The organism is Serratia sp. root2 (assembly GCF_031931805.1).
In the GTDB taxonomy this organism is placed as follows: Bacteria; Pseudomonadota; Gammaproteobacteria; order Enterobacterales; family Enterobacteriaceae; genus Serratia; species Serratia inhibens.
This window is the reverse complement of the sequence record NZ_JAUJXB010000002.1, coordinates 479698-504579: the sequence shown is the minus strand read 5'-3', so window position 1 is coordinate 504579 and position 24882 is coordinate 479698. Positions and strand designations below refer to the sequence as shown.

The 24882-nt window shown below is 55.1% G+C and carries 21 protein-coding genes and 1 tRNA gene; 12 read left to right on the top strand and 10 right to left on the bottom strand.

Annotated features, from left to right (window positions below):
• Positions 1-36: 36 nt before the first annotated feature.
• On the bottom strand, positions 37-1338 hold the full coding sequence (locus QZQ97_RS16060) for an anaerobic C4-dicarboxylate transporter (RefSeq protein ID WP_004952626.1): 1302 nt from the start codon (positions 1336-1338) through the stop codon (positions 37-39).
• 125 nt (positions 1339-1463) lie between these two features.
• Positions 1464-2900, bottom strand: coding sequence for an aspartate ammonia-lyase (gene aspA, locus QZQ97_RS16055; RefSeq protein ID WP_311994253.1), 1437 nt, complete (start codon positions 2898-2900; stop codon positions 1464-1466).
• 349 nt (positions 2901-3249) lie between these two features.
• On the opposite strand from aspA, the gene QZQ97_RS16050 reads away from it, so the two are divergent.
• From QZQ97_RS16050 to QZQ97_RS16035, 4 genes are all read left to right on the top strand, one after another.
• Positions 3250-3741, top strand: coding sequence for an FxsA family protein (locus tag QZQ97_RS16050; protein WP_004952631.1), 492 nt, complete (start codon positions 3250-3252; stop codon positions 3739-3741).
• A gap of 186 nt (positions 3742-3927) precedes the next feature.
• A complete protein-coding gene (locus QZQ97_RS16045; protein ID WP_004952634.1) occupies positions 3928-4221 on the top strand; it encodes a co-chaperone GroES in 294 nt (97 codons plus the stop codon).
• Between the two features lie 49 nt (positions 4222-4270).
• On the top strand, positions 4271-5917 hold the full coding sequence (gene groL, locus QZQ97_RS16040; RefSeq protein ID WP_126527386.1) for a chaperonin GroEL: 1647 nt from the start codon (positions 4271-4273) through the stop codon (positions 5915-5917).
• Positions 5918-6163: 246 nt separating this feature from the next.
• A complete protein-coding gene (locus QZQ97_RS16035; RefSeq protein ID WP_006322050.1) occupies positions 6164-6508 on the top strand; it encodes a DUF4156 domain-containing protein in 345 nt (114 codons plus the stop codon).
• 78 nt (positions 6509-6586) lie between these two features.
• Here the strand turns inward: QZQ97_RS16035 and epmB are convergent, their stop codons facing one another.
• A complete protein-coding gene (gene epmB, locus QZQ97_RS16030) occupies positions 6587-7615 on the bottom strand; it encodes an EF-P beta-lysylation protein EpmB (RefSeq protein WP_311994252.1) in 1029 nt (342 codons plus the stop codon).
• Between the two features lie 43 nt (positions 7616-7658).
• Between epmB and efp the strand changes: the two genes are divergently transcribed.
• The 4 genes from efp to sugE all read left to right on the top strand — a co-directional run bounded on the left by efp (position 7659) and on the right by sugE (position 9208).
• On the top strand, positions 7659-8225 hold the full coding sequence (gene efp, locus QZQ97_RS16025; RefSeq protein ID WP_004952647.1) for an elongation factor P: 567 nt from the start codon (positions 7659-7661) through the stop codon (positions 8223-8225).
• A gap of 71 nt (positions 8226-8296) precedes the next feature.
• Positions 8297-8428, top strand: a complete 132-nt coding sequence (locus QZQ97_RS16020; RefSeq protein ID WP_006323186.1) for an entericidin A/B family lipoprotein — start codon at positions 8297-8299, stop codon at positions 8426-8428.
• Positions 8429-8550: 122 nt separating this feature from the next.
• A complete protein-coding gene (locus tag QZQ97_RS16015) occupies positions 8551-8682 on the top strand; it encodes an entericidin A/B family lipoprotein (protein ID WP_006323187.1) in 132 nt (43 codons plus the stop codon).
• Positions 8683-8890: 208 nt separating this feature from the next.
• Positions 8891-9208 (top strand): quaternary ammonium compound efflux SMR transporter SugE, encoded by a 318-nt coding sequence (gene sugE / locus QZQ97_RS16010; RefSeq protein ID WP_006323188.1) that lies wholly within the window; start codon positions 8891-8893, stop codon positions 9206-9208.
• A 188-nt stretch (positions 9209-9396) separates the two neighbouring features.
• On the opposite strand, the gene frdD is transcribed toward sugE, so the two are convergent.
• From frdD to frdA, 4 genes are read right to left on the bottom strand one after another with little or no spacing between them, the layout of a single operon-like run.
• Positions 9397-9756, bottom strand: coding sequence for a fumarate reductase subunit FrdD (gene frdD, locus QZQ97_RS16005; RefSeq protein WP_311994251.1), 360 nt, complete (start codon positions 9754-9756; stop codon positions 9397-9399).
• Positions 9757-9768: 12 nt separating this feature from the next.
• Complete coding sequence (frdC, locus tag QZQ97_RS16000) at positions 9769-10161, bottom strand: fumarate reductase subunit FrdC (RefSeq protein WP_063202770.1); 393 nt, start codon at positions 10159-10161, stop codon at positions 9769-9771.
• 13 nt (positions 10162-10174) lie between these two features.
• Positions 10175-10909: a succinate dehydrogenase/fumarate reductase iron-sulfur subunit gene (locus tag QZQ97_RS15995; protein WP_006322025.1), complete on the bottom strand. Its 735-nt coding sequence runs from the start codon at positions 10907-10909 to the stop codon at positions 10175-10177.
• A complete protein-coding gene (gene frdA / locus QZQ97_RS15990) occupies positions 10902-12698 on the bottom strand; it encodes a fumarate reductase (quinol) flavoprotein subunit (RefSeq protein WP_311994250.1) in 1797 nt (598 codons plus the stop codon). Before frdA ends, QZQ97_RS15995 begins: the two co-directional genes overlap by 8 nt.
• Positions 12699-13083: 385 nt before the next feature.
• Here frdA and epmA point away from each other — a divergent pair, with 385 nt between their 5' ends.
• Complete coding sequence (epmA, locus tag QZQ97_RS15985) at positions 13084-14061, top strand: elongation factor P--(R)-beta-lysine ligase (protein ID WP_311994249.1); 978 nt, start codon at positions 13084-13086, stop codon at positions 14059-14061.
• Between the two features lie 60 nt (positions 14062-14121).
• On the opposite strand, the gene mscM is transcribed toward epmA, so the two are convergent.
• From mscM to rsgA, 3 genes are all read right to left on the bottom strand, one after another.
• The gene (gene mscM / locus QZQ97_RS15980; RefSeq protein ID WP_311994248.1) at positions 14122-17469 is read right to left on the bottom strand and encodes a miniconductance mechanosensitive channel MscM; all 3348 of its coding nucleotides are present in this window, start codon (positions 17467-17469) and stop codon (positions 14122-14124) included.
• 13 nt (positions 17470-17482) lie between these two features.
• Positions 17483-18376 carry an archaetidylserine decarboxylase gene (asd, locus tag QZQ97_RS15975; RefSeq protein WP_311994247.1) on the bottom strand — a complete coding sequence of 298 codons (894 nt, stop codon included), beginning with the start codon at positions 18374-18376 and terminating at the stop codon, positions 17483-17485.
• 76 nt (positions 18377-18452) lie between these two features.
• A complete protein-coding gene (rsgA, locus tag QZQ97_RS15970) occupies positions 18453-19502 on the bottom strand; it encodes a small ribosomal subunit biogenesis GTPase RsgA (RefSeq protein ID WP_004952676.1) in 1050 nt (349 codons plus the stop codon).
• Positions 19503-19686: 184 nt separating this feature from the next.
• On the opposite strand from rsgA, the gene orn reads away from it, so the two are divergent.
• From orn to QZQ97_RS15955, 3 genes are all read left to right on the top strand, one after another.
• A complete protein-coding gene (gene orn / locus QZQ97_RS15965) occupies positions 19687-20232 on the top strand; it encodes an oligoribonuclease (protein ID WP_311994246.1) in 546 nt (181 codons plus the stop codon).
• 205 nt (positions 20233-20437) lie between these two features.
• Positions 20438-20513: transfer RNA gene (locus tag QZQ97_RS15960), tRNA-Gly, on the top strand.
• Between the two features lie 537 nt (positions 20514-21050).
• The gene (locus QZQ97_RS15955) at positions 21051-24569 is read left to right on the top strand and encodes an autotransporter outer membrane beta-barrel domain-containing protein (protein ID WP_311994245.1); all 3519 of its coding nucleotides are present in this window, start codon (positions 21051-21053) and stop codon (positions 24567-24569) included.
• The last annotated feature ends 313 nt before the right edge of the window (positions 24570-24882 follow it).

Genomic DNA, 24882 nt, shown 5'->3' with positions numbered 1-24882 from the left:
TCAGGGGAAACCGGGGCCGCAGCCCCGGTAAAAAGATTACAGCATCACGCTGCCCAGCAGGAAACCGAACAGCACCGCCAATACTACCCCGATGGTGCCGGGGATAAAGAACGGGTGATTAAACACGAAACGCCCGATGCGCGTGGTGCCGGTATCGTCCATCTGCACCGCCGCGACCAGCGTTGGGTAAGTTGGCAGAATAAACAGGCCGGAAACGGCGGCGAAGGACGCGATGGCGGTCAGCGGCGAGACGTTCAGCGCCAGCGCCATCGGCATCAGCGCCTTGGCGGTGGCGGCCTGCGAGTACAGCAGTGCCGAACAGAAGAAGAAAATCACCGCCAGCAGCCATGGATGAGATTGGATCACCGCACCTGCAGTTTCTTTGATCCAGTCGATGTTGGCCTGTACGAAGGTATCGCCCAACCAGGCCACGCCCAGAATACAGATACAGGCGCTCATGCCGGCCTTAAAGGTGCTGGAGTTGAGCACCATATCGGTGTCGACCCGGCACAGCAGAGTGGTCAGGGTAGCGACGCTCAGCATGATGATCAAAATGGCGTTGGTGGTGTTCATCAAGGGTTTTGCCACCAGCCCAAGCCCAGGGCTGTTGATGATGGCGTAGGCTACTACGCAGACCACGCCCAGAAGGAACAGCAGCACCGAGGCTTTGGCGCGCGGTTTAATGTCTATCGCCTTGTTGCCGCGCAGGGTGATCAGGCCCTCCTCCAGGCGTTTCAGGTAAACCGGATCGTCAGACAGCTTGGAATCGAACAGCCAGGACACCAGCAGCGACATCAACAGCACGGCGCAGAAGGTCGAAGGCATTACCACCATCAGCATATGCAGATAGCTGACGCCGTGACCTTCCATCACCGAAGACATGTACACCACGGCGGCGGAGATCGGTGAGGCGGTAATGGCAATCTGCGCAGCCACTACGGCGGTGGACAGCGGTCGGCAAGGCTTGATGCCCTGTTCTTTCGCCACTTCGGCGATGACCGGCAGCGCGGAGAGCGAGATATTGCCGGTACCGGCGAAGATAGTCAGGAAATAGGTGACGATCGGCGCCAGAATCGTGATGTGCTTGGGGTTCTTGCGCAGCAGTTTTTCAGTTTGCTGGACCAGATAATCCATACCGCCGGCCACCTGCATGGCCGAGATTGCGGCAATCACCGCCATGATGATGGAAATCACGTCGAAAGGGATGCTGCCCGGCTTGACGCCAATCAACGCCAGGACCAAAACCCCCAATCCGCCAGCAAATCCGATACCGATACCGCCCAATCTGGCCCCTAAAAAAATGGCCAGCAGAACGATAACCAATTCTACGGCTAACATAGTGTCTACTCCTTAAAATAAGATTATTTGAAAATGAAAAGTTAAAAATTTGTGGGCGACAGAAAGTAAAAAGGCACGCTATCCAGAGGATTTAGCGTGCCTTTTAGGGCTACCGGGTATATCTGTTATTGTTCATTTTCATCCGTATAGCGTTTGGCTTTATAGGCCGGGTGCATCAGGTTCTCCACGGAGAAGATGTCATCCAGCTCTGCTTCGGTCAGCAGACCGCGTTCCAGCACCACTTCACGTACGCTTTTGCCGGTTTCGGCGCAGATCTTCCCGACGATGTCACCGTTGTGGTGGCCAATGAACGGGTTCAGATAGGTGACGATACCGATAGAGTTGAACACGTAGTGTTCGCACACTTCTTTATTCGCGGTAATGCCGTTGATGCATTTTTCCAGCAGGTTATAGCAGGCGTTGGTCAGGATGTGGATTGACTCAAACATCGCCTGGCCAATCACCGGCTCCATCACGTTCAACTGCAGCTGGCCCGCTTCGGCGGCCATGGTAACGCAAGTGTCGTTGCCAATCACCTTGAAACACACCTGATTGACCACTTCCGGGATCACCGGGTTCACCTTGGCCGGCATGATGGAGGAGCCCGCCTGCAATTCCGGCAGGTTGATTTCGTTCAGGCCGGCGCGCGGGCCTGACGATAACAGGCGCAGATCGTTACAAATCTTGGACAGTTTCACCGCCAGACGTTTCAACGCGCTGTGCACCATCACGTAGGCGCCGCAGTCGGAGGTGGCTTCGATCAGGTCTTCGGCCGGCACTACCGGCAGGTTGCTGACTTCCGCCAGTTTTTGTACGGCCAGGTGCTGGTAGCCTTCCGGCGTGTTCAGCGCAGTACCAATCGCCGTGGCCCCCAGGTTCACTTCCAGCAGCAGTTCTGCCGTGCGATGCAGGTTACGGGTTTCTTCTTTCAGCAGCACGCTGAATGCGTGGAATTCCTGACCCAGAGTCATAGGCACGGCATCCTGCAACTGGGTGCGTCCCATTTTCAGAATGGTTTCGAACTCTTTCGCTTTGCGATCAAAACCTTCACGCAGTTGGTTGATGGCGTCGATCAGTTTCTGGTTGGAGGCGTATACCGCGATGCGGAAACCGGTAGGGTAAGCGTCGTTGGTGGACTGGCATTTATTAAGGTGATCGTTGGGGTTCAGATATTGATATTCGCCTTTCTGATGGCCCATCAGTTCCAGACCGATATTCGCCAGCACTTCGTTGGTGTTCATGTTCAGCGAGGTACCTGCGCCGCCCTGGAACACGTCGACCGGGAACTGGTCCATGCATTTGCCTTTATCCAGCACTTCATCACAAGCCTGGATGATGACATCAGCGATTTTGCGCGGAATGGTTTTTAGCTCTTTATTTGCCAGCGCTGCGGCTTTTTTTACCATCACCATGCCACGGACAAACTCGGGCACATCGCTGATTTTGCTGTTGCTGATATAGAAATTTTCAATCGCACGCAGGGTATGAACACCGTAATAGGCTTCTGCGGGGACTTCACGTGTTCCTAACAGGTCTTCTTCGATACGAATGTTGTTTGACATGAGAACCTTCTCTATGTGTTGCTGCCGAATTAAAAATTTGTCAGGTAACTAAATAATGTTGCCGAAGGCTTGGGGCATGAAACGATTAACCATCGCGCCCGTTGCAGCCCAGATCATATGCTGGTTAGTAATAAATGACTGAATCCAGATCACCTTCTGAGCCTTCTGGAATCACGCTTTTCCCGTTCTGTGATCTCATTCACGTTTGTTAACTTTAGCAATAAAAAAAGGGCTTTGGTTGAAATGGCGACGGGAAGACCCCATTGTAATTATGTCGGCCGTTTTACCGGCCCCTCTTTTCGCGTTACCGCCACCCTGCGGGAGCGTGCTGCTACTATAGGAGAACCAGGTGCGCTGGTTACCGTTACTGTTGATATTTCTGTTGGCTTACATCGAAATATCTCTCTTTATCAAGGTCGCCGCCGTATTGGGCGTGGCGATAACCCTGTTGCTGGTGGTGTTCACCTCCTGCGTCGGCATTTCGCTGGTGCGCAACCAGGGCATGAAAACCTTCGTGCAAATGCAACAGAAACTGGCCGCAGGTGAAAGCCCGGCGGCAGAAATGGTGAAAAGCGTCTCGCTGGTGCTGGCGGGCTTCCTGCTGTTGGTGCCGGGATTCTTCACCGATTTTCTTGGGCTGTTGCTGCTGTTGCCGCCGGTGCAGAAATCGCTGACGCTGAAACTGATGCCACACCTTTCGGTCTACCGTCCCGGCGGCTGGAGCCAGGGCGGCGATGCCGCCAACGGCAACACCTTCGACGGCGAGTTTCAGCGCAAGGACGACGATCGTTATACGTTGGGAAACCAGCCGGACGATCATGACAAGCGTAACGATCGTTGAAAAAACGCGGCCCCGGCCGCGTTTTTCACATTTGTCCCCTCCGGATTGCCGTCAAAAGCGAAAATTTTTTTGACTGGCCCCTTGAAGGGGGATGGAATGCCCCCATTTCAAATCCCACGAGGCCGGTAATAACAATCCGGTGACAACCCTAAATCTGATAGAAACCTTCTTACAGGAGAGCGTTCAATGAGTATTCGTCCATTGCATGACCGCGTTATCGTCAAGCGCAAAGAAGTTGAATCAAAATCTGCTGGCGGCATCGTTCTGACTGGCTCTGCAGCGGGTAAATCTACTCGTGGTGAAGTTGTGGCAGTGGGTAAAGGGCGTGTTCTGGAAAGCGGCAACATCCAACCGCTGGATGTGAAAGTTGGCGATATCGTGATTTTCAACGACGGCTACGGCGTGAAAGCAGAGAAGATCGACAATGAAGAAGTGTTGATCATGTCCGAAAGCGACATTCTGGCAATTGTTGAAGCGTAATTACGCTTTATCTTCTGAACTGAACGAAACGAGTTGAAGGGAAATACCAATGGCAGCTAAAGACGTAAAATTCGGCAATGACGCTCGCGTGAAAATGCTCCGCGGCGTGAATGTTCTCGCTGATGCAGTAAAAGTGACCCTGGGCCCGAAAGGCCGTAACGTAGTGCTGGATAAATCCTTCGGCGCTCCTACCATCACTAAAGATGGCGTATCCGTAGCCCGTGAAATCGAACTGGAAGACAAGTTCGAAAACATGGGTGCGCAGATGGTGAAAGAAGTGGCCTCCAAAGCGAACGACGCTGCGGGCGACGGCACCACCACTGCAACCGTACTGGCTCAATCCATCATCACCGAAGGCCTGAAAGCAGTCGCCGCCGGCATGAACCCGATGGACCTGAAGCGCGGTATCGACAAGGCGGTTATCGCCGCCGTTGAAGAGCTGAAAAAACTGTCCGTACCTTGCTCCGACTCCAAAGCTATCGCTCAGGTAGGCACCATCTCTGCAAACTCCGACGAAACCGTGGGTAAACTGATTGCAGAAGCCATGGAGAAAGTGGGCAAAGAAGGCGTTATCACCGTTGAAGAAGGCACTGGCCTGCAAGACGAGCTGGACGTTGTTGAAGGTATGCAGTTCGACCGCGGTTACCTGTCTCCTTACTTCATCAACAAACCGGAAACCGGTTCTATCGAACTGGAAAGTCCGTTCATCCTGCTGGCTGACAAGAAAATCTCCAACATCCGTGAAATGCTGCCAGTACTGGAAGCCGTGGCGAAAGCCGGCAAACCGCTGCTGATCATCGCTGAAGATGTTGAAGGCGAAGCACTGGCTACCCTGGTGGTCAACACCATGCGCGGCATCGTGAAAGTGGCTGCGGTTAAAGCACCTGGTTTCGGCGACCGTCGTAAAGCCATGCTGCAGGATATCGCTACCCTGACTGGCGGTACCGTTATCTCTGAAGAGATCGGTCTGGAGCTGGAAAAAGCGACTCTGGAAGACCTGGGTACTGCTAAACGTATCGTTATCAACAAAGACACCACTATCATCATCGATGGCAATGGTGAAGAACCTGCGATTCAGGGCCGTGTGTCCCAGATTCGTCAGCAGATCGAAGAAGCAACTTCTGATTACGACCGTGAAAAACTGCAAGAGCGCGTAGCTAAACTGGCTGGCGGCGTTGCGGTAATCAAAGTCGGTGCTGCTACCGAAGTTGAAATGAAAGAGAAGAAAGCTCGCGTTGAAGATGCTCTGCACGCAACCCGTGCTGCAGTAGAAGAAGGCGTAGTTGCTGGTGGTGGTGTTGCGCTGATTCGCGCAGCGTCCAAACTGAGCGAACTGCGTGGCGTGAACGAAGATCAGAACGTGGGTATCAAAGTTGCGCTGCGCGCAATGGAATCACCACTGCGTCAGATCGTTCTGAACTGCGGCGAAGAGCCATCTGTTGTTGCCAACACCGTGAAAGCGGGCGAAGGTAATTACGGCTACAATGCAGCGACCGAAGAATACGGCGACATGATCGCGATGGGTATCCTGGATCCAACCAAAGTGACCCGTTCTGCTCTGCAGTACGCGGCTTCTGTGGCTGGCCTGATGATCACCACCGAGTGCATGGTGACCGACCTGCCGAAAAGCGATGCGCCTGATTTAGGCGGCGCTGGCGGTATGGGCGGCATGGGTGGCATGGGCGGCATGATGTAATCATCCCCCACACTGTCTGTGTGCTGAGAACCCCGGTCAATTGGCCGGGGTTTTTTTATTCTGTGCTCTTTGCCGCACTGTATTTGATGATATTTTTGCAGCCCGGGGTGATTTAGCTGGTAAACTGATATTTCATCAGCTGTCGCTCAAGGCGTTGACCCGGTACCCGTGGCAACGGATGCTTAAGAGATGGCAACGCTTTCTGATAAGCTTGTGCAGAATTCTCAATATCATATGGGGAACAAGATGCGGATTAAAGCCTTACTGGGTCTTTCGGCAGCTATGCTGCTGGCAGGTTGCAGCAGCACCAACGAACTGTCCGCCGCAGGCCAGCAGGTCAAATTTACCGACACCAAACCGGCGGCTGAATGTCAGCTGGTGGGCGAAGTGACCGGCACCCAGAGCAATTGGTTGTCCGGTAACGGCGGCGAAGGCAGCTCTATGCGCGGCGCGGCAAACGATCTGCGTAACAAGGCAGCGGCGATGGGTGGCAATGTCATCTATGGCGCAACCAGCCCGACACAGAACCTGCTTTCAAGCTTTGCTCCGCTGGACAGCAAAATGATTGGCCAGGTTTACAAGTGCCCATAAAGCAGTAACGTGCAGGGTATACATAAAAAAGAGGCATGCCCAGGCATGCCTCTTTTTGTATCTGAAACGGGTGGTCGATCAGCTTTGCATCAGATGCAGATCGAGGGGGGTTTTGCTTGGTTTGCCGCCGACCTCACGCGTCAGACGCGGCACCATATAGCCTGAAACCTTGCTCAGCAGCGCCTGCATAATCGTGCGCGCTTCGTCGTCGCTGACCATAAAGTGCGCCGCGCCCTGAACCTTATCCAGTACGTGGATGTAATAGGGCAGAATGCCGGCGTCAAACAGCGCGTTGCTCAGCGTCGCCAACGTGTCGGCGTTGTCATTGATACCGCGCAGCAGCACGCTCTGATTCAGCAACGTAACGCCTGCCAGACGCAGTTGCGTCATACCCATCTGCAATTCACGGTCAATTTCATTGGCGTGGTTGATGTGCGTCACCATCAGCACCTGCAGGCGCGAAGCGGACAGCCGACGGCACAGCTCCGGCGTAATGCGCGCCGGGATCACTACCGGCAGGCGGGTGTGGATGCGCAGGCGTTTCAGATGCGGGATGGCTTCCAACTCGCCGATCAGCCAGTCGAGCTCGCTGTCTTTCGCCATCAGCGGATCGCCGCCGGAGAAAATAATCTCATCCAGTTCCGGGTGTTGGCGGATATAATCGAGCGCCTGGCGCCAGTTGGCCTTGTTGCCCTGGTTATCCTGATACGGAAAATGGCGGCGGAAGCAGTAGCGGCAGTTGACCGCACAGCCACCCTTGACCAGCAGCAGAGCGCGATTACGGTATTTATGCAACAGGCCCGGCACCACGCTGCGCTGTTCGTCCAGCGGATCGGTAGTGAAGCCGGGCGCATTGATGAATTCTTCGCTGGCGGTCAGCACCTGGCGCAGCAGCGGGTCGTTGGCATCGCCGGGGCGCATGCGCGCTGCGAAGGCGCGAGGGACGCGCAGCGCGAACAATCGACGGGCCTCGCGGCCCTGCGGCAGTTCCGGATGCGTATTCAGTGATAAAAGCTGCAGTAATTCATCGGGATCGGTAATAACATCGGCGAGTTGATGCAACCAATCTTCTCTATATGCCGTATTTTGGGTTATAATGTGTGCCATTTTTTTGGCTAAGCTACCAGTTTAAATATTCAGAGGGGCCATCATGGCGACTTATTCTAGCAACGATTTCCGTCCGGGTCTTAAAATCATGTTCGAAGGCGAGCCTTATGCCATCGAATCCAGCGAGTTCGTTAAACCGGGCAAAGGCCAGGCGTTTGCGCGTGTTAAAATGCGCCGCCTGCTGACCGGCAGCCGCGTAGAGAAAACCTTTAAATCTACCGACTCTTGCGAAGGCGCAGACGTTGTAGATACCAACATGAACTACCTGTACAACGACGGTGAGTTCTACCACTTCATGCACCCTGAGACTTTCGAGCAACACGGGGTTGAAGAAAAAACCGTTTCTGACGCGGCAAAATGGCTGCAAGATAACGCGGAATGCATCGTCACGCTGTGGGACGGTCGCCCAATCGCCGTTCAGCCACCGAACTTTATCGAAGCAGAAATCACTGATACCGATCCTGGTCTGAAAGGCGATACTGCCGGAACCGGCGGCAAACCTGCGACCTTGAGCACTGGCGCTGTGGTAAAAGTGCCATTGTTCGTACAGATTGGCGAAGTTGTCCGTGTTGACACCCGCTCTGGCGAATACGTTTCACGCGTAAAATAAGTTTCCAAACAAAGGAGCCCTGAGTGGCTCCTTTGCTTTATCCCCTCTCGCATATCGTTGGCAGACTCAGCATGATGAAGAAAACTCTGTTGGCCGTGATCTCCCTGTTGTTGCTTGTGTCCCTTAGTGGTTGTAATACTTTCCGCGGTTTCGGTGAGGATGTTCAGCACCTCGGCGGCGCTATTTCGCGAACGGCCAGCTAGAAAACATTAATTTCAATAATGTAATTGTGCGAAATAAAAGCGTTTTAAACAGCAACTCTCGTTAATATTTACTAAACTTAGAAAGCCGTACTTTTTCATCACTGACAAATAAGGACTTTCATATGCTGAAGAAAAGTATTATCGCGATTTTCTCTTTGATGATCCTGACCTCATTGACCGCATGCAATACCACCAAAGGCGTAGGTAAAGACGTGCAGGCCGGCGGGGAAGCCATCCAGCGCAGTGCAGAATAACCTGCCTTTTTTGCCTCTTGTGGTATTCCACGTAAACAGCCCCACCGTGGGATACCGCTTCACCCCTGAACCTCGGTAAACACCACCTTTGTACTGCTATCCTGCCCAGCCGCAGGTATAATTCCCAGGCATTTTTCACAAAGCTAAACGGGACGACCTGTTTACGCATCAGCTTTCGGGGACGACCCCATCGTAACGGAGCCTGTTCATGGCTTGGATTATTCTGCTTATTGCCGGTTTGCTCGAAGTGGTGTGGGCTATCGGCCTGAAATACACCCACGGTTTTACCCGACTGACGCCCAGCATTATCACTGTCGCCGCCATGGTGGTCAGTATGCTGTTGTTGGCGCATGCCATGAAAACGTTGCCTGCCGGCACGGCTTATGCGGTCTGGACCGGTATCGGCGCGGTAGGGGCGGCAATTATGGGGATGGTGCTGCTTGGCGAATCGACCAATATCGCGCGCATTCTCAGCCTGTGTCTGATCGTGGTCGGGATACTCGGCCTGAAGTTCAGCAGTCACTGATACCCGTCGTCTTTCAAGCTGTAGCGTTGTTACCTGCACTCACTAACCCCAGTCACTTACCTTAGTAAGCTCCTGGGGATGAGTGAGCTGGGCGCCTAGCTACAACTTGAAATACATAGGGTATCTCGATTTGATCGAACTAATAGACCCATAGAAAGGCGGCCAACGAACATTGGCCGCCAAGGGGCTTACAGAGTGACTACCCCAATCAGGGTTACCACGCTGAGGATGGCAGCCAGGCCATAGAACACCCATTTACCGGCCGGCACGTGAATTTTCAAATCGTGCATCGCATGATGGATCCGGTGCAGACCGCACCACAGCGGCAGGATAATCATCAGCAGCAGGAACAGGCGGCCGATCAGGCTTTGGCAAAATGCCAGCACGCGGTCATAGCCCAGTGCGTCGCCGGGGAACAGGCCTAGCGGCAGCAATATTCCGACCAGCAGCACGATGGCGGGCGCGACAATCGCTCCCCACATGCCGCCTGCGCCGAATAACCCCCAGAAAACCGGCTCGTCGGAGCGTTTAGGTGATTGATTTATCATATTTCCTCCGGGTTACACCAAGGCTACGGCCAGAATGATCGCGCTGGCGACCAGCGTCACCGCCCACAGTGCTTTCACTATCGGTCCTGGCCCCATTTTCTCGTTGTTGACCACGATATTGGCGGCTTTCGGCGCCAGATCGAACCAGGTTTTGGTATGCAGCAGCGCCGCCAGCAGGGCGATAACGTTAATCAGCAGCACCAACGGGTTTTGCAGAAAACCGACGAAGCCGGCCCAGCTATCTACACCGCCTTTCAGAGAAAAAATGCCGTAAATCAGTACGATGCTGAACCACACCGCCGGCACCGAGGTGCTTTCACGCAGCATATAAAAACGGTAGAAGCCGAGCTTTTGCCACCAGGTCGGCGTCATGGTGCGCACATAAGGCTTACGTTGTGTTGTCATTGCGGTTCTCTCCTTATTGCGGCTTCAGCATGGCGATCATGAAATCTTTGGCGCTTTCCACCTTGCCCTGCTGGATGGCAGCCGCCGGGTCGACGTGCTTTGGACACACTTCAGAGCAGTAACCGACAAAGGTACAGCTCCAGACGCCGTTTTGGCCGTTGAGTTGCGCCATGCGCTGCTTCTGGCCGTGATCGCGGTTATCCAGGTTGTAGCGGTGCGCCAGGGTGATCGCCGCCGGGCCGATAAATTCCGGGTTCAGACCGAACTGCGGGCAGGCGGCATAACACAGACCGCAGTTGATGCAGCCGGAAAACTGGTGATATTTGGCCATTTGCGCCGGGGTCTGCACGTTAGGGCCATCTTCCGGTTTGCGGTTGTTGCCGATGATATAGGGCTTAATCGCCTCCAGACTTTCGATAAAGTGAGTCATATCGACCACCAAATCGCGTTCGATCGGGAAGTTGCCCAACGCTTCCACCTTCATGCCGCCGGTGTATTCGCGCAGGAAGGTTTTGCAGGCCAGTTTTGGCACCCGGTTAACCATCATGCCGCACGAACCGCAGATCGCCATGCGGCATGACCAGCGATACGAGAGGTCGGGCGCCAGGTTATCCTTGATGTAGCCCAGCGCATCGAGCAGCGAGGTTTGCTCGTCATAAGGCACCGCAAAGGTCTCGAAATGCGGCTCGGCGTCGCGTTCCGGGTTATACCGCATGACCTCGATTTTCAGGGTGTTCATCTCAGCCATTTGCCTGCTCCTTGTCCTTTTTATCCTGCGCTTCGGCTTCAGCGCCGTACACACGTTTGGCCGGTGGCAGTTTGGTGATCTTCACGTCGCTGTATTCCAGTCGCGGCGCGCCATTCGGGTTGTGGAACGCCAGCGTATGTTTCAGGAAGTTTACGTCGTCGCGCTCGGTACAGCCTTCGTCCAGACGTTGGTGGGCGCCGCGCGATTCTTTGCGGTTGAAGGCGGAGTGCGCCATGCATTCGGCCACGTCCAGCCCATAGCCCAATTCGATGGTGTACAACAGATCGGTATTGAACACGCTGGATCTGTCGGTGATTTTGACGCGCTTGAAACGCTCTTTCAGCTCCGCCAGCTTATCGATGGTCTTTTGCATCAGCTCCGGCGTGCGGTAGATGCCGCAGCCTTCTTCCATCGACAGGCCCATTTCATCGCGAATTTTTGACCAGTTTTCGTTGCCTTCCTGCTTCATCAGGTTGCTCAACCGGGCTTCGACATCACGGCCCTGAGCATCCAGTGCGCTCCCATTGGCCGGGCCGCTTTCCAGCGCACGGCGGGCGGCGTTCTCGCCGGCTACGCGGCCGAACACTACCAGTTCCGCCAGTGAGTTAGAGCCGAGGCGGTTGGCGCCGTGCAGACCGACGGAGGAGCATTCGCCGACGGCGAACAGCCCTTTAATGCGGGTTTCGCAGTTCTGATCGGTTTCAATGCCGCCCATGGTGTAGTGCGCGGTCGGGCGCACCGGGATCGGCTCTTTCACCGGATCGACGCCGACGTAAGCCTTCGCCAGTTCACAGATGAACGGCAGACGTTCCAGCAGTTTCTTTTCCCCCAGATGGCGCAGATCCAGATAGACCACGTCGCCGCGCGGGGTGGCGATGGTGCGGCCGGCGCGCCATTCGTGCCAGAAGGCCTGCGAAACCTTGTCGCGCGGACCGAGCTCCATATATTTGTTTTTCGGTTCGCCCAGCGGCGTTTCCGGGCCCATGCCGTAATCTTGCAGGTAACGATAACCGTCCTTGTTCACCAGAATGCCGCCTTCGCCACGGCAACCTTCGGTCATCAGGATGCCGGAGCCCGGCAGGCCGGTAGGGTGATACTGAACGAACTCCATATCACGCAGCGGAATGCCGTGGTGGAACGCCATACCCATGCCATCACCGGTGACGATGCCGCCGTTGGTGTTGTAGCGGTATACGCGCCCGGCACCGCCGGTAGCCATGACCACCGCATTGGCGCGGATCTGCACGCGGGTGCCTTCCATCATGTTCATCGCCACCAGGCCACGGACCTGGCCGTCATCCACCAGAATGTCCAGCACGAAGTGTTCGTCGAAACGCTGGATTTGCGGGTATTTGAGCGAGGTCTGGAACAGGGTGTGCAGCATATGGAAGCCGGTCTTGTCGGCGGCGAACCAGGTACGTTCAATCTTCATGCCGCCAAAGCGGCGCACGTTGACCGAGCCGTCCGGTTTACGGCTCCACGGGCAGCCCCACTGTTCAAGCTGAGCCATCTCACGCGGGCAGTTGTGGACGAAATGATCGACCACGTCCTGCTCGCACAGCCAGTCGCCACCGGCAACGGTGTCGTGGAAGTGGTAATCGAAGCTATCGTGATCCTGAGTGACGGCGGCGGAGCCCCCTTCAGCGGCCACCGTATGGCTGCGCATCGGGTAGACTTTGGAAATCAGGGCGATTTTCAGTTGAGGGTTGGCTTCCGCTGCGGCTATTGCTGCACGTAAACCAGCACCCCCGGCCCCAATAATGGCAAGATCGGCGTTAAAGGTTTGCACTGCATTCCTCCAATATTCTTGTTAAGAACGGCAAATTAAATATCTATGCTTAATATTTATAAAAACGCTTCGGGCACTAACTAATTGAACCGATTGATATTGCATAAAGACTGAGGATAGATATCTCCCACCAATTATGTGGAATTAACTATACCTAAAGTTAAGTAGAAGAAATTTGATGTGATCGATTGTTTTGTCTTTTAGCTATTGGCTGGAAGAATTATTGCCTTCAAGGGATATTTAACGTTTTTTCACCTTTTATTAACCTTATCGCTACTCGTTTGTGAGGAATTATCACCGTCAAAGGTGCCCGGCTGTTAAGAATTTGTTTGCATGCCTGGATACGAGTAGACTGCATCCCCTGTTTGATTTCGGAGTAATTACCATGAGCGAAACGGCAAGCTGGCAACCAAGTGCACCCATCGCCAATTTGTTGAAGCGCGCAGCGATCCTGACTGAGATCCGGCGTTTCTTCGCCGATCGTGGCGTATTGGAAGTTGAGACGCCAACCATGAGCCAGGCGACGGTTACCGATATCCACCTTTTCCCGTTTCAGACGCGTTTTGTCGGCCCGGGGGCGGCGGATGGCCTGACGCTGTACATGATGACCAGCCCGGAATATCACATGAAGCGGTTGCTGGCGGCGGGTAGCGGCCCGATCTATCAGATGGGGCGCAGTTTCCGTAATGAAGAGGCCGGTCGCCATCACAACCCGGAATTCACCATGCTGGAGTGGTACCGCCCGCATTACGACATGTACCGGCTGATGAATGAGGTGGATGATTTGCTCCAGCAGGTGCTGGATTGCGGCAGTGCGGAAACCTTGTCCTATCAGCAGGCTTTCCTGCGTCACCTGGATATCGATCCGCTGTCGGCAGAGAAAGCGCAACTGCGTGAAGCGGCGGCCAAGCTCGATCTGAGCAACATTGCCGATACTGAAGAAGACCGCGATACGCTGCTGCAGCTGCTGTTCACCGTCGGCGTTGAGCCGTACATTGGCCGTGACAAACCGGCGTTCGTTTATCACTTCCCTGCCAGCCAGGCGTCATTGGCGGAGATCAGTACCGAAGATCACCGCGTGGCGGAGCGTTTTGAGGTGTATTTCAAGGGGATCGAGCTGGCGAATGGCTTTCGTGAATTGACCGACAGTCGCGAACAGCGTCAGCGTTTTGATCAGGATAACCGCAAACGTGCGGAACGCGGTTTGCCGCAGCACCCTATCGATAACAACCTGCTGGACGCTTTGCAGCACGGTATGCCGGAATGTTCCGGCGTGGCGTTAGGGGTTGATCGGCTGGTCATGCTGGCATTGGGCGCCGAGAGCCTGAGCGAAGTGCTTGCCTTCCCGGTAGGGCGCGCATAACTTTCGCTATTTGCAGATAGCAAAAGGGTGCAGTTCACAATGAACTGCACCCTTTTTTATTTACAGGCCGCCGGAGTCGCGCTTGGTGTTCGGCGGCGGGGTGGAAGGCGGCGTACGGCCATTGCTGGTCAAGCGTGACAGCGTTTCGCTGCGGACTTGGAACGGCGGGTACGGCAGGGTAATGCCGTGTTCGCGGTAGCCGGCCAGAATCAACTGATGGATCTCGTGGCGCAATGGCATGCGATGGCCCATCTCGGCCGCATAGATGCGCATCTCGAAGATCTGAATGCCCTGTTGCAGGTCGACCAAATAAACCTCCGGCGCCGGGGTGTCCAGCACCAGCGAGCAGCGCTCGGCGGCGTTGAGAAGGATCTTGGTCACCTCTTCACTGTTGGCATCGCCCGGTGCCGGCACCGTCAACACCACACGGGTCAGGTTGTCCGACAGCGACCAGTTGACGAACTGTTCGGTGATGAACGCCTTGTTCGGCACGATGATCTCTTTGCGATCCCAGTCAGAAATGGTGGTGGCGCGAGTGTTGATCTTGGTGACGGTGCCGGTCAGGTTTCGGATCGTCACCGTATCGCCAATGCGAATCGGCTTCTCGAACAAAATGATCAGGCCGGAGATGAAGTTGGAGAAAATCTCCTGCATGCCGAAGCCCAACCCCACGCTGAGCGCGGTGACCACCCACTGCAGTTTCGACCACTCGATGCCGATCCAGGAAAAACTGAGGATGGCGCCGAACAGCAACAGCAGATATTTGGTAATGGTAGTGATGGCGTAGCCGGTGCCGGGCGACAGATCCAGATGCTGCAGCACCGCCAGCTCCAGCAGTGCCGGCAGGTTGCGCACCAGCTGCATGGTGACGATCAGCACCAAAATGGCGATCAATACCGCGCCCAAAGTGATCGGATGCGCCGTTTCCACCCCGTTGACCGTCGAGGTTACGTCCCACAGGGAAATGTTTTCCAGGAAGGCGAAGGCGGAATGGATCTCCGACCACAGCACGATCACCGATACCAGCGCGATCATCGTCAGGATCGAACGTACCAACCGCAGAGACTGGGCGCTGATGGTGTCCAAGTCGATCTCCGAGTCATCCACATCCATCGAGCCTTCGGTGCTGTTTGGCGTATGCGGCGTTTCTTCTTCGCCGCGTGCGCGCTGGGCCAGGATATCGGCACGGCGCTGTTTGGCGCGGTCAAAGGCGATGCGCCGCCGTTGGATTAGCATCCAGCGGCGAATAATATGGTAAACCACCAACAGGAAGAACCAGATCGCCACCGAGGTTTCCAACCGTGCCAGCAGCGCCTGCGAGGTGGTCAGGTAACCGACGGCGGAGGCCAGCGCGGCCAGCAGCGGGGCCGACAGCAGCAGCCCCCACAGCGCGGTATTGACCATGTTCTCGCCGGAGCCTTTCTTGTCCAGATAAAGCGGGATACCGGCGCGCTTGAGGCTGTTGGTAACGATGGCCAGCGCCAGGCACAGCAGGATGAAGCACAGCCGCCCCAGCGTGTTGGCAAACTCGCGCTCTTTCAGGCTGTCGAAAGTGATCAACGCCATGATCAACGGCACGATCAGCCAGATCGACATCTTGTAGTAACGCATGGCGCGTGAAACCTGCTTCACCGGCCAGCGGAAGTGCACGATAAACAGCCCCTGCGGATGGGCGAAGGCGGCGCAGATCATACAGATCCACAGGATCGGCAGCGTTGCGGTGACACCCTTGCCAATCGCCTCTGCTACCGGATAGTTCCAGGCGCTTTGCAGGCCAAAACCGAGCGCGGCCCACAGTACCGGCAGCGGCATTGCCACCAGAATCGACCAGAATACGGTGCGCATCGTCAGGAAGAACTCGTCCTGCGTCACCTTGCCGACCCGGCTGTTGGCGCGTTCCAGGAAGGCGTGATAGTGCTTGCGTGAGCTGATGCTGAAAATCACCAGCAGCAGGGCACCGAAGATCGGGATCAACGTTTCTTTGCTGGTCACCATCATCATGAAGGCACCGCCCAGCTGTGCCAGCGTATCCAGCGACAGCAGACGTGTCAGATCGTGCGCCACGTTAATCGGGTAAGACAGGGTGATCGGGTTGACGTCCGGGACCCAGAACAGATAACGGTGGGTGGCGTCCTTGATCTCGTTCAACGCCTCAATCAGCTGGGTGTTGGCCACTTTCAGCTTGGTCAGCTCGAGGATCTGGGTATCGCAGCCGGAAAGCAACGAATTCAGCAGCTCACGCTGGGTGCGCAGCTGTGCTTCAACGATACGCCGCTCCGCGCTGGTCAGTTCGCTGCCGTCGTCACGTTTGAACTCGCGCTGCGACAGTTTCTCCAGCTGGCTTTCAAACTGCAGGCGTTGTACGCGCAGCTGGGCCATATCGCCATCCAGCTGCTGCGGTTTTGGCATTTCCGGCAGCGTCGCCACCTGGGCGCGCAGGGTTTCCCCCAACGCCGACGACGAACCGAGCCACTGAGCCTGTTCGATAATGGTGCTCAGCGCCTGACGTACCTGCAGCGTTTGCGCGGCGGCCTGACGCTGTTGCGATGAGATCAGATCCATACGCTGCGCCTGATTGTTCAGGGCAGCGGACAGTTCACGGTTGATCTGCAACTGTTGGCTGATGCTTTTCGGCAGGTCGCCGTTTTGTTCGGCCAGTTGCTCGGTTTTTTCGAGCGCCAGTTCGGCTTCACGCTGGCGTTGGGCGTTAAGGTTATTGCGCAGGGCCTGCAGCTGAACGTCGATCTTCTCGTGGCGTTTCTTGTACACCTCGGCACGCATTCGCGCCAATTCCTGGCGGTTATTGGCCGACAGCTGCGCCAGTTCAAGCTCATCCACCTTGGCTTTGCGCGCCGCGGCTTCCGCCTGCAACAGCGCCAGAGCCGCCTGGGCGTGCGGGGTGGTCGGGTTGGCGGGCTGAGCTTGCAGACGACGCTGCACTTCGGTCAACGAGCGGCGTGCATCGGTCTGCTGCTGCGGCAGTTGGCCGAGCGAATCGCTGATCTCCCGCGTGCGCTCCTGTTCTTGCTGCAGCAGACGCGCCTGTTCCAGCAACAGGCTGCTGGCCTGGAGGATCTGTTGTTCCAGATCGCTTGCCGGCAGGTTATCGCCATTCGGCAGGATTTTGTTGTCTTCCAGCGTCAGCTGACGACGCAGCTCCTGCGTCATCTTCGGGAAATCGTCGATCACCCGTTGATATTGTTCGGAGCGCGTCATCGACTCCTGGCGCTCCGACAGCCAGTTGAGGGCGCTTTGCAGCGCCTCGGTGGTTTCCGCCTGATTAGGCGTGTTTTTGCTGCTCTCTGCCTGTTTCAGCTCCTGCTTGAGCTGAGCCTCTGTGGGCACCGCGGCAGCCAGCACCGGTTGAGACAGTAAACAACCGAGCAGTAGCGTGATAATCAGGCGCACGGCGTCAATTCCTTTAGATCTGCGGCGTTTCAGCGGCTGATACAGCCGGGATTTCGGCAAAGGCTTCACCCATGCGGGTGACGGTGCCGTTATTCAACTGCGGAGCGAACTGCACGCTGCCTGGGGTAAACAGGTTGATGACCGTGGAGCCGAGCTTGAAGCGGCCCATCTCGGCGCCTTTCTCCAGTACGATTGCACCTTCGGTGCCTTCTGCCGGATAGGTCCAGCGTTTGATGACGCCATCGCGCGGCGGGGTTACGGTGCCGGCCCAAACGGTTTCAATGCTGCCGACAATGGTGGCCCCTACCAGGATCTGTACCATTGGCCCGATAGCGGTATCAAATACGCAGATCACGCGTTCATTGCGCGCGAACAGGTTCGGCACGTTGGCGGCGGTCAGCGGATTTACCGAGAACAGATCACCTGGCACATAAATCATTTCACGCAGCGTGCCGGCGCACGGCATATGGACACGGTGATAATCGCTTGGGGCCAGGTAAGTGGTGGCGAACAGGCCATTGCGGAAGGGTTCTGCCAGCATGTAGTTGCCGGCCAGCAGCGCTTCCAGGCTGTAGTGATGGCCTTTGGCCTGGAAAATTTGATCTTCGCGGATCGGGCCGAGCTGACTGATAGCGCCGTCGGCAGGCAGCGCCAGCCAGTTGGCTTCGCCGATGATGGGACGCGCGCCATCACGCAGCGGGCGAACGAAGAATTCGTTAAAGGTGGCGTAGGAGGTCAGCTCTGGCTGTTGCGCTTCCTGCATATTCACGCGGTAGTAGCGAGCGAAACCCTTCAGCACCAGCTGGGTGAGCCAGCCTGCCTGTTTGTCTGCGCCCCAGCCGGCCAGACGGGTCAGTGCCAGCTTCGGCAACCAATACTGCAATTTTATCTTGATGCTATCCAGCACGTTAACCTCTTGAATCAGGGTAAAGGGCGCGCATTGTAACGGTGGCGCTGCCACTGTCAACGCCCGCCCGCAACGATCAGTCTGCGGCGTCCGTGAGGTTTTTGCGAACCTTCACCTGCGCCATGCTTTCCAGAATGCGGTGGTAGTTGTCGAAACGCTCTTTTGCGATATCGCCTTTTTCCACCGCCGCGCGGATGGCGCAACCTGGGTCGGTGTCGTGGCGACAGTCGCGGAATTTACATCCGCCTAAATAGTCACGGAATTCGACATAGGCTTGGGTGATTTGTTCCGGATCCAAATGCCACAGACCAAATTCACGGACTCCCGGCGAGTCGATCACATCACCGCCGTGCTGGAAATGGTACAGTCGCGCGGCGGTGGTGGTATGTTGCCCCAGGCCGGAGACATCTGAAACCTGATTTACCAGAATTTGCTTATCGCTTGGCGGCAGCAGGGCGTTCAGCAGGCTGGATTTGCCCACACCTGACTGGCCGGCGAAGATACTGATACGGTCGGCCAGAGCCTGTTCAAACGCTTCCATGCCTTCGCGCGTCTGGCTGGAGACTTCCAGCACCCGGTAACCGATATGGCGGTAAATCGCCATCATGCCGTCGACGACCTTGCGTGCCGGAGGATCCAGCAGATCGATTTTGTTCAGAACGATCAGCGGTTCGACCTCGAGCGTTTCGCACGCCACCAGGTAGCGATCGATCATATTCAGCGAAAGCTCCGGCAGGATCGCCGAAACGATAACGATCTGATTGATATTGGCGGCGATCGGCTTCACGCCGTCGTAGAAATCGGGGCGATTCAGCACCGAGGTACGCTCATGTACCGCCTCGACGATGCCCTTGACCCCTTCATGAGCCCCCACGCCGGGGCGCCACACTACGCGATCGCCGGTTACCAGCGAACGCAACGTGCGGCGAATGTTGCAGCGATGCTGGGTGCCATCCGCGGCTTCAACATCGGCGTGCATGCCGAAACGGCTGATGACGATGCCGTCTTGCGGCTCTCCCAGTTGGGAATCATCCAGTTCCGGTTTGTTATCAGTGCGCTTAAGGCGACGCTGATGGTTCGCCTGTACGCGGCGTTGTTGACCTTTGGACAGTTTGTTCTTAGTCACTGCGCCTCACTTGAATCGGCTTTTATCGCTCGTGGCGACCAAAAAGGCTATGATACACGCTATTTTATATTAAATAACCGTTGTTAGCCGCTACGCACCGCGTATCGCCGCCGGCAAACTGCCAGCGACGGTCGCTGCCTTGCCCACGCTTTGTTTATCTTTCGGCTTTTACGCAGGAAATATCATGACAGGAAACGAAAACAACCTGATTTGGATCGATCTGGAGATGACCGGGTTGGATCCGGAGCGCGATCGCATTATCGAGATCGCCACGCTGGTTACCGACGCCAATCTGAACATTCTCGCTGAAGGGCCGACAATCGCCGTCCATCAATCCGACGAACAGCTCGGCCTGATGGATGACTGGAACGTACGTACCCATACCGGCAGCGGGCTGGTGGAACGGGTGAAGGCCAGCCTTTTCGACGATCGCGCCGCTGAACTGGAAACCCTCGCTTTCCTCCAGCAATGGGTACCGGCGGGCAAATCGCCTATCTGTGGCAATAGCATCGGTCAGGATCGCCGTTTCCTGTTCCGCTATATGCCCGAACTTGAAGCCTACTTCCATTACCGCTATCTGGACGTCAGTACGCTGAAAGAGCTGGCGCGCCGCTGGAAACCGCAAATTCTCAGCGGTTTTAAAAAGCAGGGTACCCATCAGGCCATGGATGATATCCGCGAGTCTGTGGCTGAACTGGCCTATTACCGCGAGCATTTCATCCAGTTGTGATGCTCGCTCGGGCCCCTTTGGGGGCCTTGTACTGTGAAAAGCTTTCGATTCCGCCGCTTAATTAGCCATTTTGACGCTTTAATCGGCAATCAAACAAAAATCTCGTTTTTTTGCTTTCAGGGGCTTGCGACAAAAAGGATTTCTCGTATAATGCGCACCCCGTACCGATGAAGAATTTCGTTTAGTTCCGACATCGATACGCCGGGCGGGAATAGCTCAGTTGGTAGAGCACGACCTTGCCAAGGTCGGGGTCGCGAGTTCGAGTCTCGTTTCCCGCTCCAAAATTATACGCTGCAGAATGTTCAGCGTTCTGCAGATGACGAAAAAAGGGGCTTTTGCCTCTTTTTTCGTTTTTGTGTTTCCTGTACTGGCATTGTGCAGATCATGTCTAGCCGCCCACTTCTTTCCCCTTCACATATTTTTTTCATTCAGACGCACTTCTTGTATCAGCGCCACACTGCCTTTTTGTATCCGCCTTAGCTAAGCCCGTAAAACTTTGTCTTTCCCCATTCCGAAAAACTTAATAAATAAGAAATAAATATATTTTAAATTTAAAGCATATAAATAATTTATTTTTTATATTCAATAAGTTGGATTCAGATCTTGTTTTTCAAATTTAAGGCGTATTTTGTTTCTATAAATTCAGCTTTGCGCGTTATTTTGGTGGCGGCTAATGCGCTAAAACCAGGTTTCGTTGGTGCCCGGCATACGGAGCGTCATGAAATGGATTTTATTAGACGACCTTCCGGCCCGATTCGAAGCGATTTAATGCGGATTGAATCGATGCCAGCGTGCTGTGAAGGCTGGAGAAAATAGTAATGAATCATATATTTCGTATCGTGTTTAACCCGGCTTTGCGGGTATGCCAGGTTGTCTCGGAATTGACTTCAAGGCGCGGTAGCAGTAGCTGCAAATGTGGAAAAACGGCGGCCGAATCCTCTTCATACCGAAACCTGCTCCAGGTTTCCTTCCGTTACAGCACCCTGATGGTGACGTTGTTTGGCTCCGGTTTCAGCCTGGCGACAGAGTACGGGCCTATCAACGTGAACGATCCTACGGGTAATACCCAGTTTATTCTGACGCCTGGCGATACGGTGAATCACGTTGGCAGGGGACCCGCAATGATGGTGTCTCAGGCTGGCAATAGCGTTACCGGTGACAAGATAATTGTGCGCGCGGACGCTACGGATAGCGGCGATACCGTAGGTGTGCTGACGCGTACTGGTGGGAGCGTATTTTTGAGCAATAGCACTGTCGAGACACTCGGCGACGGCTCTAAGGCTCATGCATTGCACGCGAGAGATGCTGGCAGCCGGATTACCGGCACGGGAATGGTGCTGTCTACGCAAGGTACAACATCCCACGGCGCAATGGCTCAGGCTGGTGGAACGATCGTGTTGAATGGTGGGGTGATCACTACGCAGGGGCAGGGTAGCGATGGCTTGCACGCGAAAGACGCAAAAACCAATATTACCGCGAAAAATGTGACTATTTCAGCGACGAAGTATGGGGTTTATGCCGGACCGGGATCTTCCATTAAGCTTGAAGAATCAAAGATAAATGGTAAAGGCCAATCTGAAGCAGCCGTTTATGCTAGCGGAGCAAACACGTTAATAGCTTTACGTGATACCGATGTTATTTCAATGAATGGACCGGCTGTAATCGTTCAGAGTGGTGTATTTGACATGAACGGTGGTTCACTCACTGCGACGGGCGATGCGGTGAGGATGACATCTCTCTATAACGGACCTTCACCCGTGGCTAACATCAGCAACGCCAGTCTGGTTTCCAGGGGGGATTATAATTACGGCATCAACATCAATTCAAAAAATGCACGCGCTGTTCTTAAAAACGTGAACATCAACGTGTCAGGTCCCTTTGGCACCGGCGTTTGGTTACCTTCGGTGGGGACTAGCCTGACGGCAAACCTTTTCGACATTCGCTCCAGCTATCTCGGTGTAGATAACCGCGCAGGAACGGTTTCGTTGGATAACGGCATTTTGACGACGGAAGGCAGTAGTGGCCATGCGCTTTATGTGGCGACCTTGGCCAACAATCAGGCGAGCACTGAAGCCAAAAATGTGCAAATAGAGACGTTTGGTGCCAGCGCCGTCGGTGCATTGGTGCGGTTTGCAGGGGCCTCGATCAGTCTTGAAGATGTGGCCATCAAGACCCATGGTGACAATGCTCCGGCGCTTTATGCCACCGGAAACGGTGCGAACCTGACCGTGCTCAATTCCACCGCCACTACGGTTGGCGCCTCTGCCGTTGGCTTGTCCATGAGCAATAGCCCGACGGTCAGTTTGGATAATGTCCAGCTAGTGACCAAAGGCGCCAACTCGCACGGTATTTGGAGCTATGTTACCTCGGCGGATGCCAGTAATGCGGTCACTGTCACCAATGGCTCGCGCATCAATACTCAAGACGGTTTCGGGCTGCTTGCCAGCGGCGGAAACCATACGTTTACTCTGGATAATTCCAGCATCACGGCGCGAACTGCAGGGGCTGACGATCAGGGCGCATTGCTGTATTCCAGGCCGGTCAGCATTACCGCCAATGGCGTTACCCGCGAGATTGAAACCGGCACGATCCTTTTGAATGCCACGAAGAGCCAATTAACGGGCGACATCCTGATGGATAGCGGTTCGGCGAGTATTTCGTTGGCTACCGGATCTCAACTGACCGGGGCTATAAACCAACGCGAGCACGGCCAGGTCAGCATGTTACAGCTTGATGGGAGCAGCAGTTGGCAGGTACGGAATAACTCATCGTTGAGTACGCTAGAAAACGCCGGTACCCTGGCCTTTTTGGCACCGGAGGGCGCTAACGGTTTTAAAACCGTTACGGTTAACAACTACCGGGGAAATGGGACGCTGGTATTGAATACCCAGCTCGGTGATGACGATTCACCGTCTGACCGCTTAGTGATTGACGGTGGGACGACGGAAGCCAAAACCGGATTGCGCATTATCAACGCCGGCGGCGTTGGCGGACGCACACAGCGAGGTATTCGTGTGGTGGAGACGTTGAACGGTGGTACAACGAGTGCGGAGGCTTTTCGGCTTGATGCCGGTTCAACGGGCTATCGGGCGGGAACGGCTACACTGGCCGTCAATGGCTACGATTACAGCCTGGTACGCGGTGGACATGATGGCGTGCCGGAAGACTGGTACCTGACGTCGACTTACACGCCGCCCGTTAAACCACCGATAACTCCACCCACGGTCGCGCCCCCACCTGTGCAACCGCCCATTCAGCCGCCTGTGCAACCACCTATACAGCCCCCTGTGCAGCCCCCTATACAGCCTCCTGTGCAGCCGCCGACAGTAGAACCGCCCGCAGAAATGGTACCGCCCCCGATTGTTCCGGGTATGAGCAATGTCTCACCGGAAAGCGGCGCTTATATTGGCAATCAGTTGGCTGGCACCAGACTATTTATTCATAATTTACGCGATCGTGTCCCTGTTTCCCGTGAGGGCGATATCGTGCCAGACGAGCATGGGCTGTGGATGCGCACGCAGGGGCGGCATGATAAAGGGATGAGTCTTGTGCAGGGCAACGTCGAGATGAAATCAGACAGCTCTCTTCTGCAATTGGGTGGGGATATACTCCAACGTCCTCTCGGGTATAAAGGCGCGGCCTATGTGGGGGTTATGAGTGGATATGGTGAAGCACGCACGTATTCCACCTCTACTCTGATGCTGGCGGGAGGCGGGCATGCGGGGGCGAAAGCGAAAGGCAAGATGTCGGGGTATACGGCAGGAATATACGCCACCATTTATGAAGACGACGCGACACATCAAGGTGCATACGCGGATACCTGGCTGCTATATGGCCGTTATTCCAACCAAATCGGCAGTGAATTAGGGTCAACACGTTATTATTCGAACGTGTGGTCGGCCTCGTTGGAGTCTGGCTATGCGATGCACTCATTCCCGGCCGGCTCCACGTTGGCGGGGCTGGTGACGGAACCGAACGCCCAATTCGTTTACAGCGATTACCGCGCTTCGGATGCTCTGCTGCAAGGGACGAGAATGAGGAACGGAGCCGATAAGACTTGGCTTGCGCGCGTCGGTTTGCGCATTTACCCGCAGCATGAGACGGGTATACGTCCGTTTTTGGAAACCAACGTCTTGCTGCAGGCCGGAAAGGCATCGGTGCAGATGGGAAGTTCAATGCTGGACGCCTCACTGGCGCGTAATATGCTAGAAATGAAGCTTGGCGCTGCGGGGGACGTGGGGCAAAAATTTCAAATTTCAGGCCATGTCTTTGGGCTGGCGGGTAATCATGGTCAGCAGAGCTATGGAGGGATGTTGAACGCTCGTTATCGTTTTTAGAGAATGCCGGAACGTCTACCGTGCCCGGTCAGAGGAGCGGGCACGGTAATCCAGAAATATCCGCACACGTTGGAATCATGCTGGCCGACCTCGCCGTCGGTTGCTAATTGAACAAACATCACCTAATTTGCATTTTTTCGCTATACGGGGGGTTGCCAAGGAGCGATGACTAGTCCATAATGCAGTCCATTGATTCACTGATGCTTGAAAAATTCATTGAAATCAATAAGATAGGGAATAAATTGTTAATTTATTTCTTATTGCCTATTCAACAATGCTGCTTATGCGGCGTGATGAATAAAAAAGTTTCAAG

Excerpts from the sequence above, each read along its gene's own strand:
- QZQ97_RS16060 (WP_004952626.1), bottom strand. The coding sequence starts at position 1,338 with ATGTTAGCCGTAGAATTGGTTATCGTTCTGCTGGCCATTTTTTTAGGG.
- aspA (WP_311994253.1), bottom strand. The coding sequence starts at position 2,900 with ATGTCAAACAACATTCGTATCGAAGAAGACCTGTTAGGAACACGTGAA.
- QZQ97_RS16045 (WP_004952634.1), top strand. The coding sequence starts at position 3,928 with ATGAGTATTCGTCCATTGCATGACCGCGTTATCGTCAAGCGCAAAGAA.
- groL (WP_126527386.1), top strand. The coding sequence starts at position 4,271 with ATGGCAGCTAAAGACGTAAAATTCGGCAATGACGCTCGCGTGAAAATG.
- QZQ97_RS16035 (WP_006322050.1), top strand. The coding sequence starts at position 6,164 with ATGCGGATTAAAGCCTTACTGGGTCTTTCGGCAGCTATGCTGCTGGCA.
- epmB (WP_311994252.1), bottom strand. The coding sequence starts at position 7,615 with ATGGCACACATTATAACCCAAAATACGGCATATAGAGAAGATTGGTTG.
- efp (WP_004952647.1), top strand. The coding sequence starts at position 7,659 with ATGGCGACTTATTCTAGCAACGATTTCCGTCCGGGTCTTAAAATCATG.
- QZQ97_RS16020 (WP_006323186.1), top strand. The coding sequence starts at position 8,297 with ATGATGAAGAAAACTCTGTTGGCCGTGATCTCCCTGTTGTTGCTTGTG.
- QZQ97_RS16015 (WP_006323187.1), top strand. The coding sequence starts at position 8,551 with ATGCTGAAGAAAAGTATTATCGCGATTTTCTCTTTGATGATCCTGACC.
- sugE (WP_006323188.1), top strand. The coding sequence starts at position 8,891 with ATGGCTTGGATTATTCTGCTTATTGCCGGTTTGCTCGAAGTGGTGTGG.
- frdD (WP_311994251.1), bottom strand. The coding sequence starts at position 9,756 with ATGATAAATCAATCACCTAAACGCTCCGACGAGCCGGTTTTCTGGGGG.
- frdC (WP_063202770.1), bottom strand. The coding sequence starts at position 10,161 with ATGACAACACAACGTAAGCCTTATGTGCGCACCATGACGCCGACCTGG.
- QZQ97_RS15995 (WP_006322025.1), bottom strand. The coding sequence starts at position 10,909 with ATGGCTGAGATGAACACCCTGAAAATCGAGGTCATGCGGTATAACCCG.
- epmA (WP_311994249.1), top strand. The coding sequence starts at position 13,084 with ATGAGCGAAACGGCAAGCTGGCAACCAAGTGCACCCATCGCCAATTTG.
- orn (WP_311994246.1), top strand. The coding sequence starts at position 19,687 with ATGACAGGAAACGAAAACAACCTGATTTGGATCGATCTGGAGATGACC.
- QZQ97_RS15955 (WP_311994245.1), top strand. The coding sequence starts at position 21,051 with ATGAATCATATATTTCGTATCGTGTTTAACCCGGCTTTGCGGGTATGC.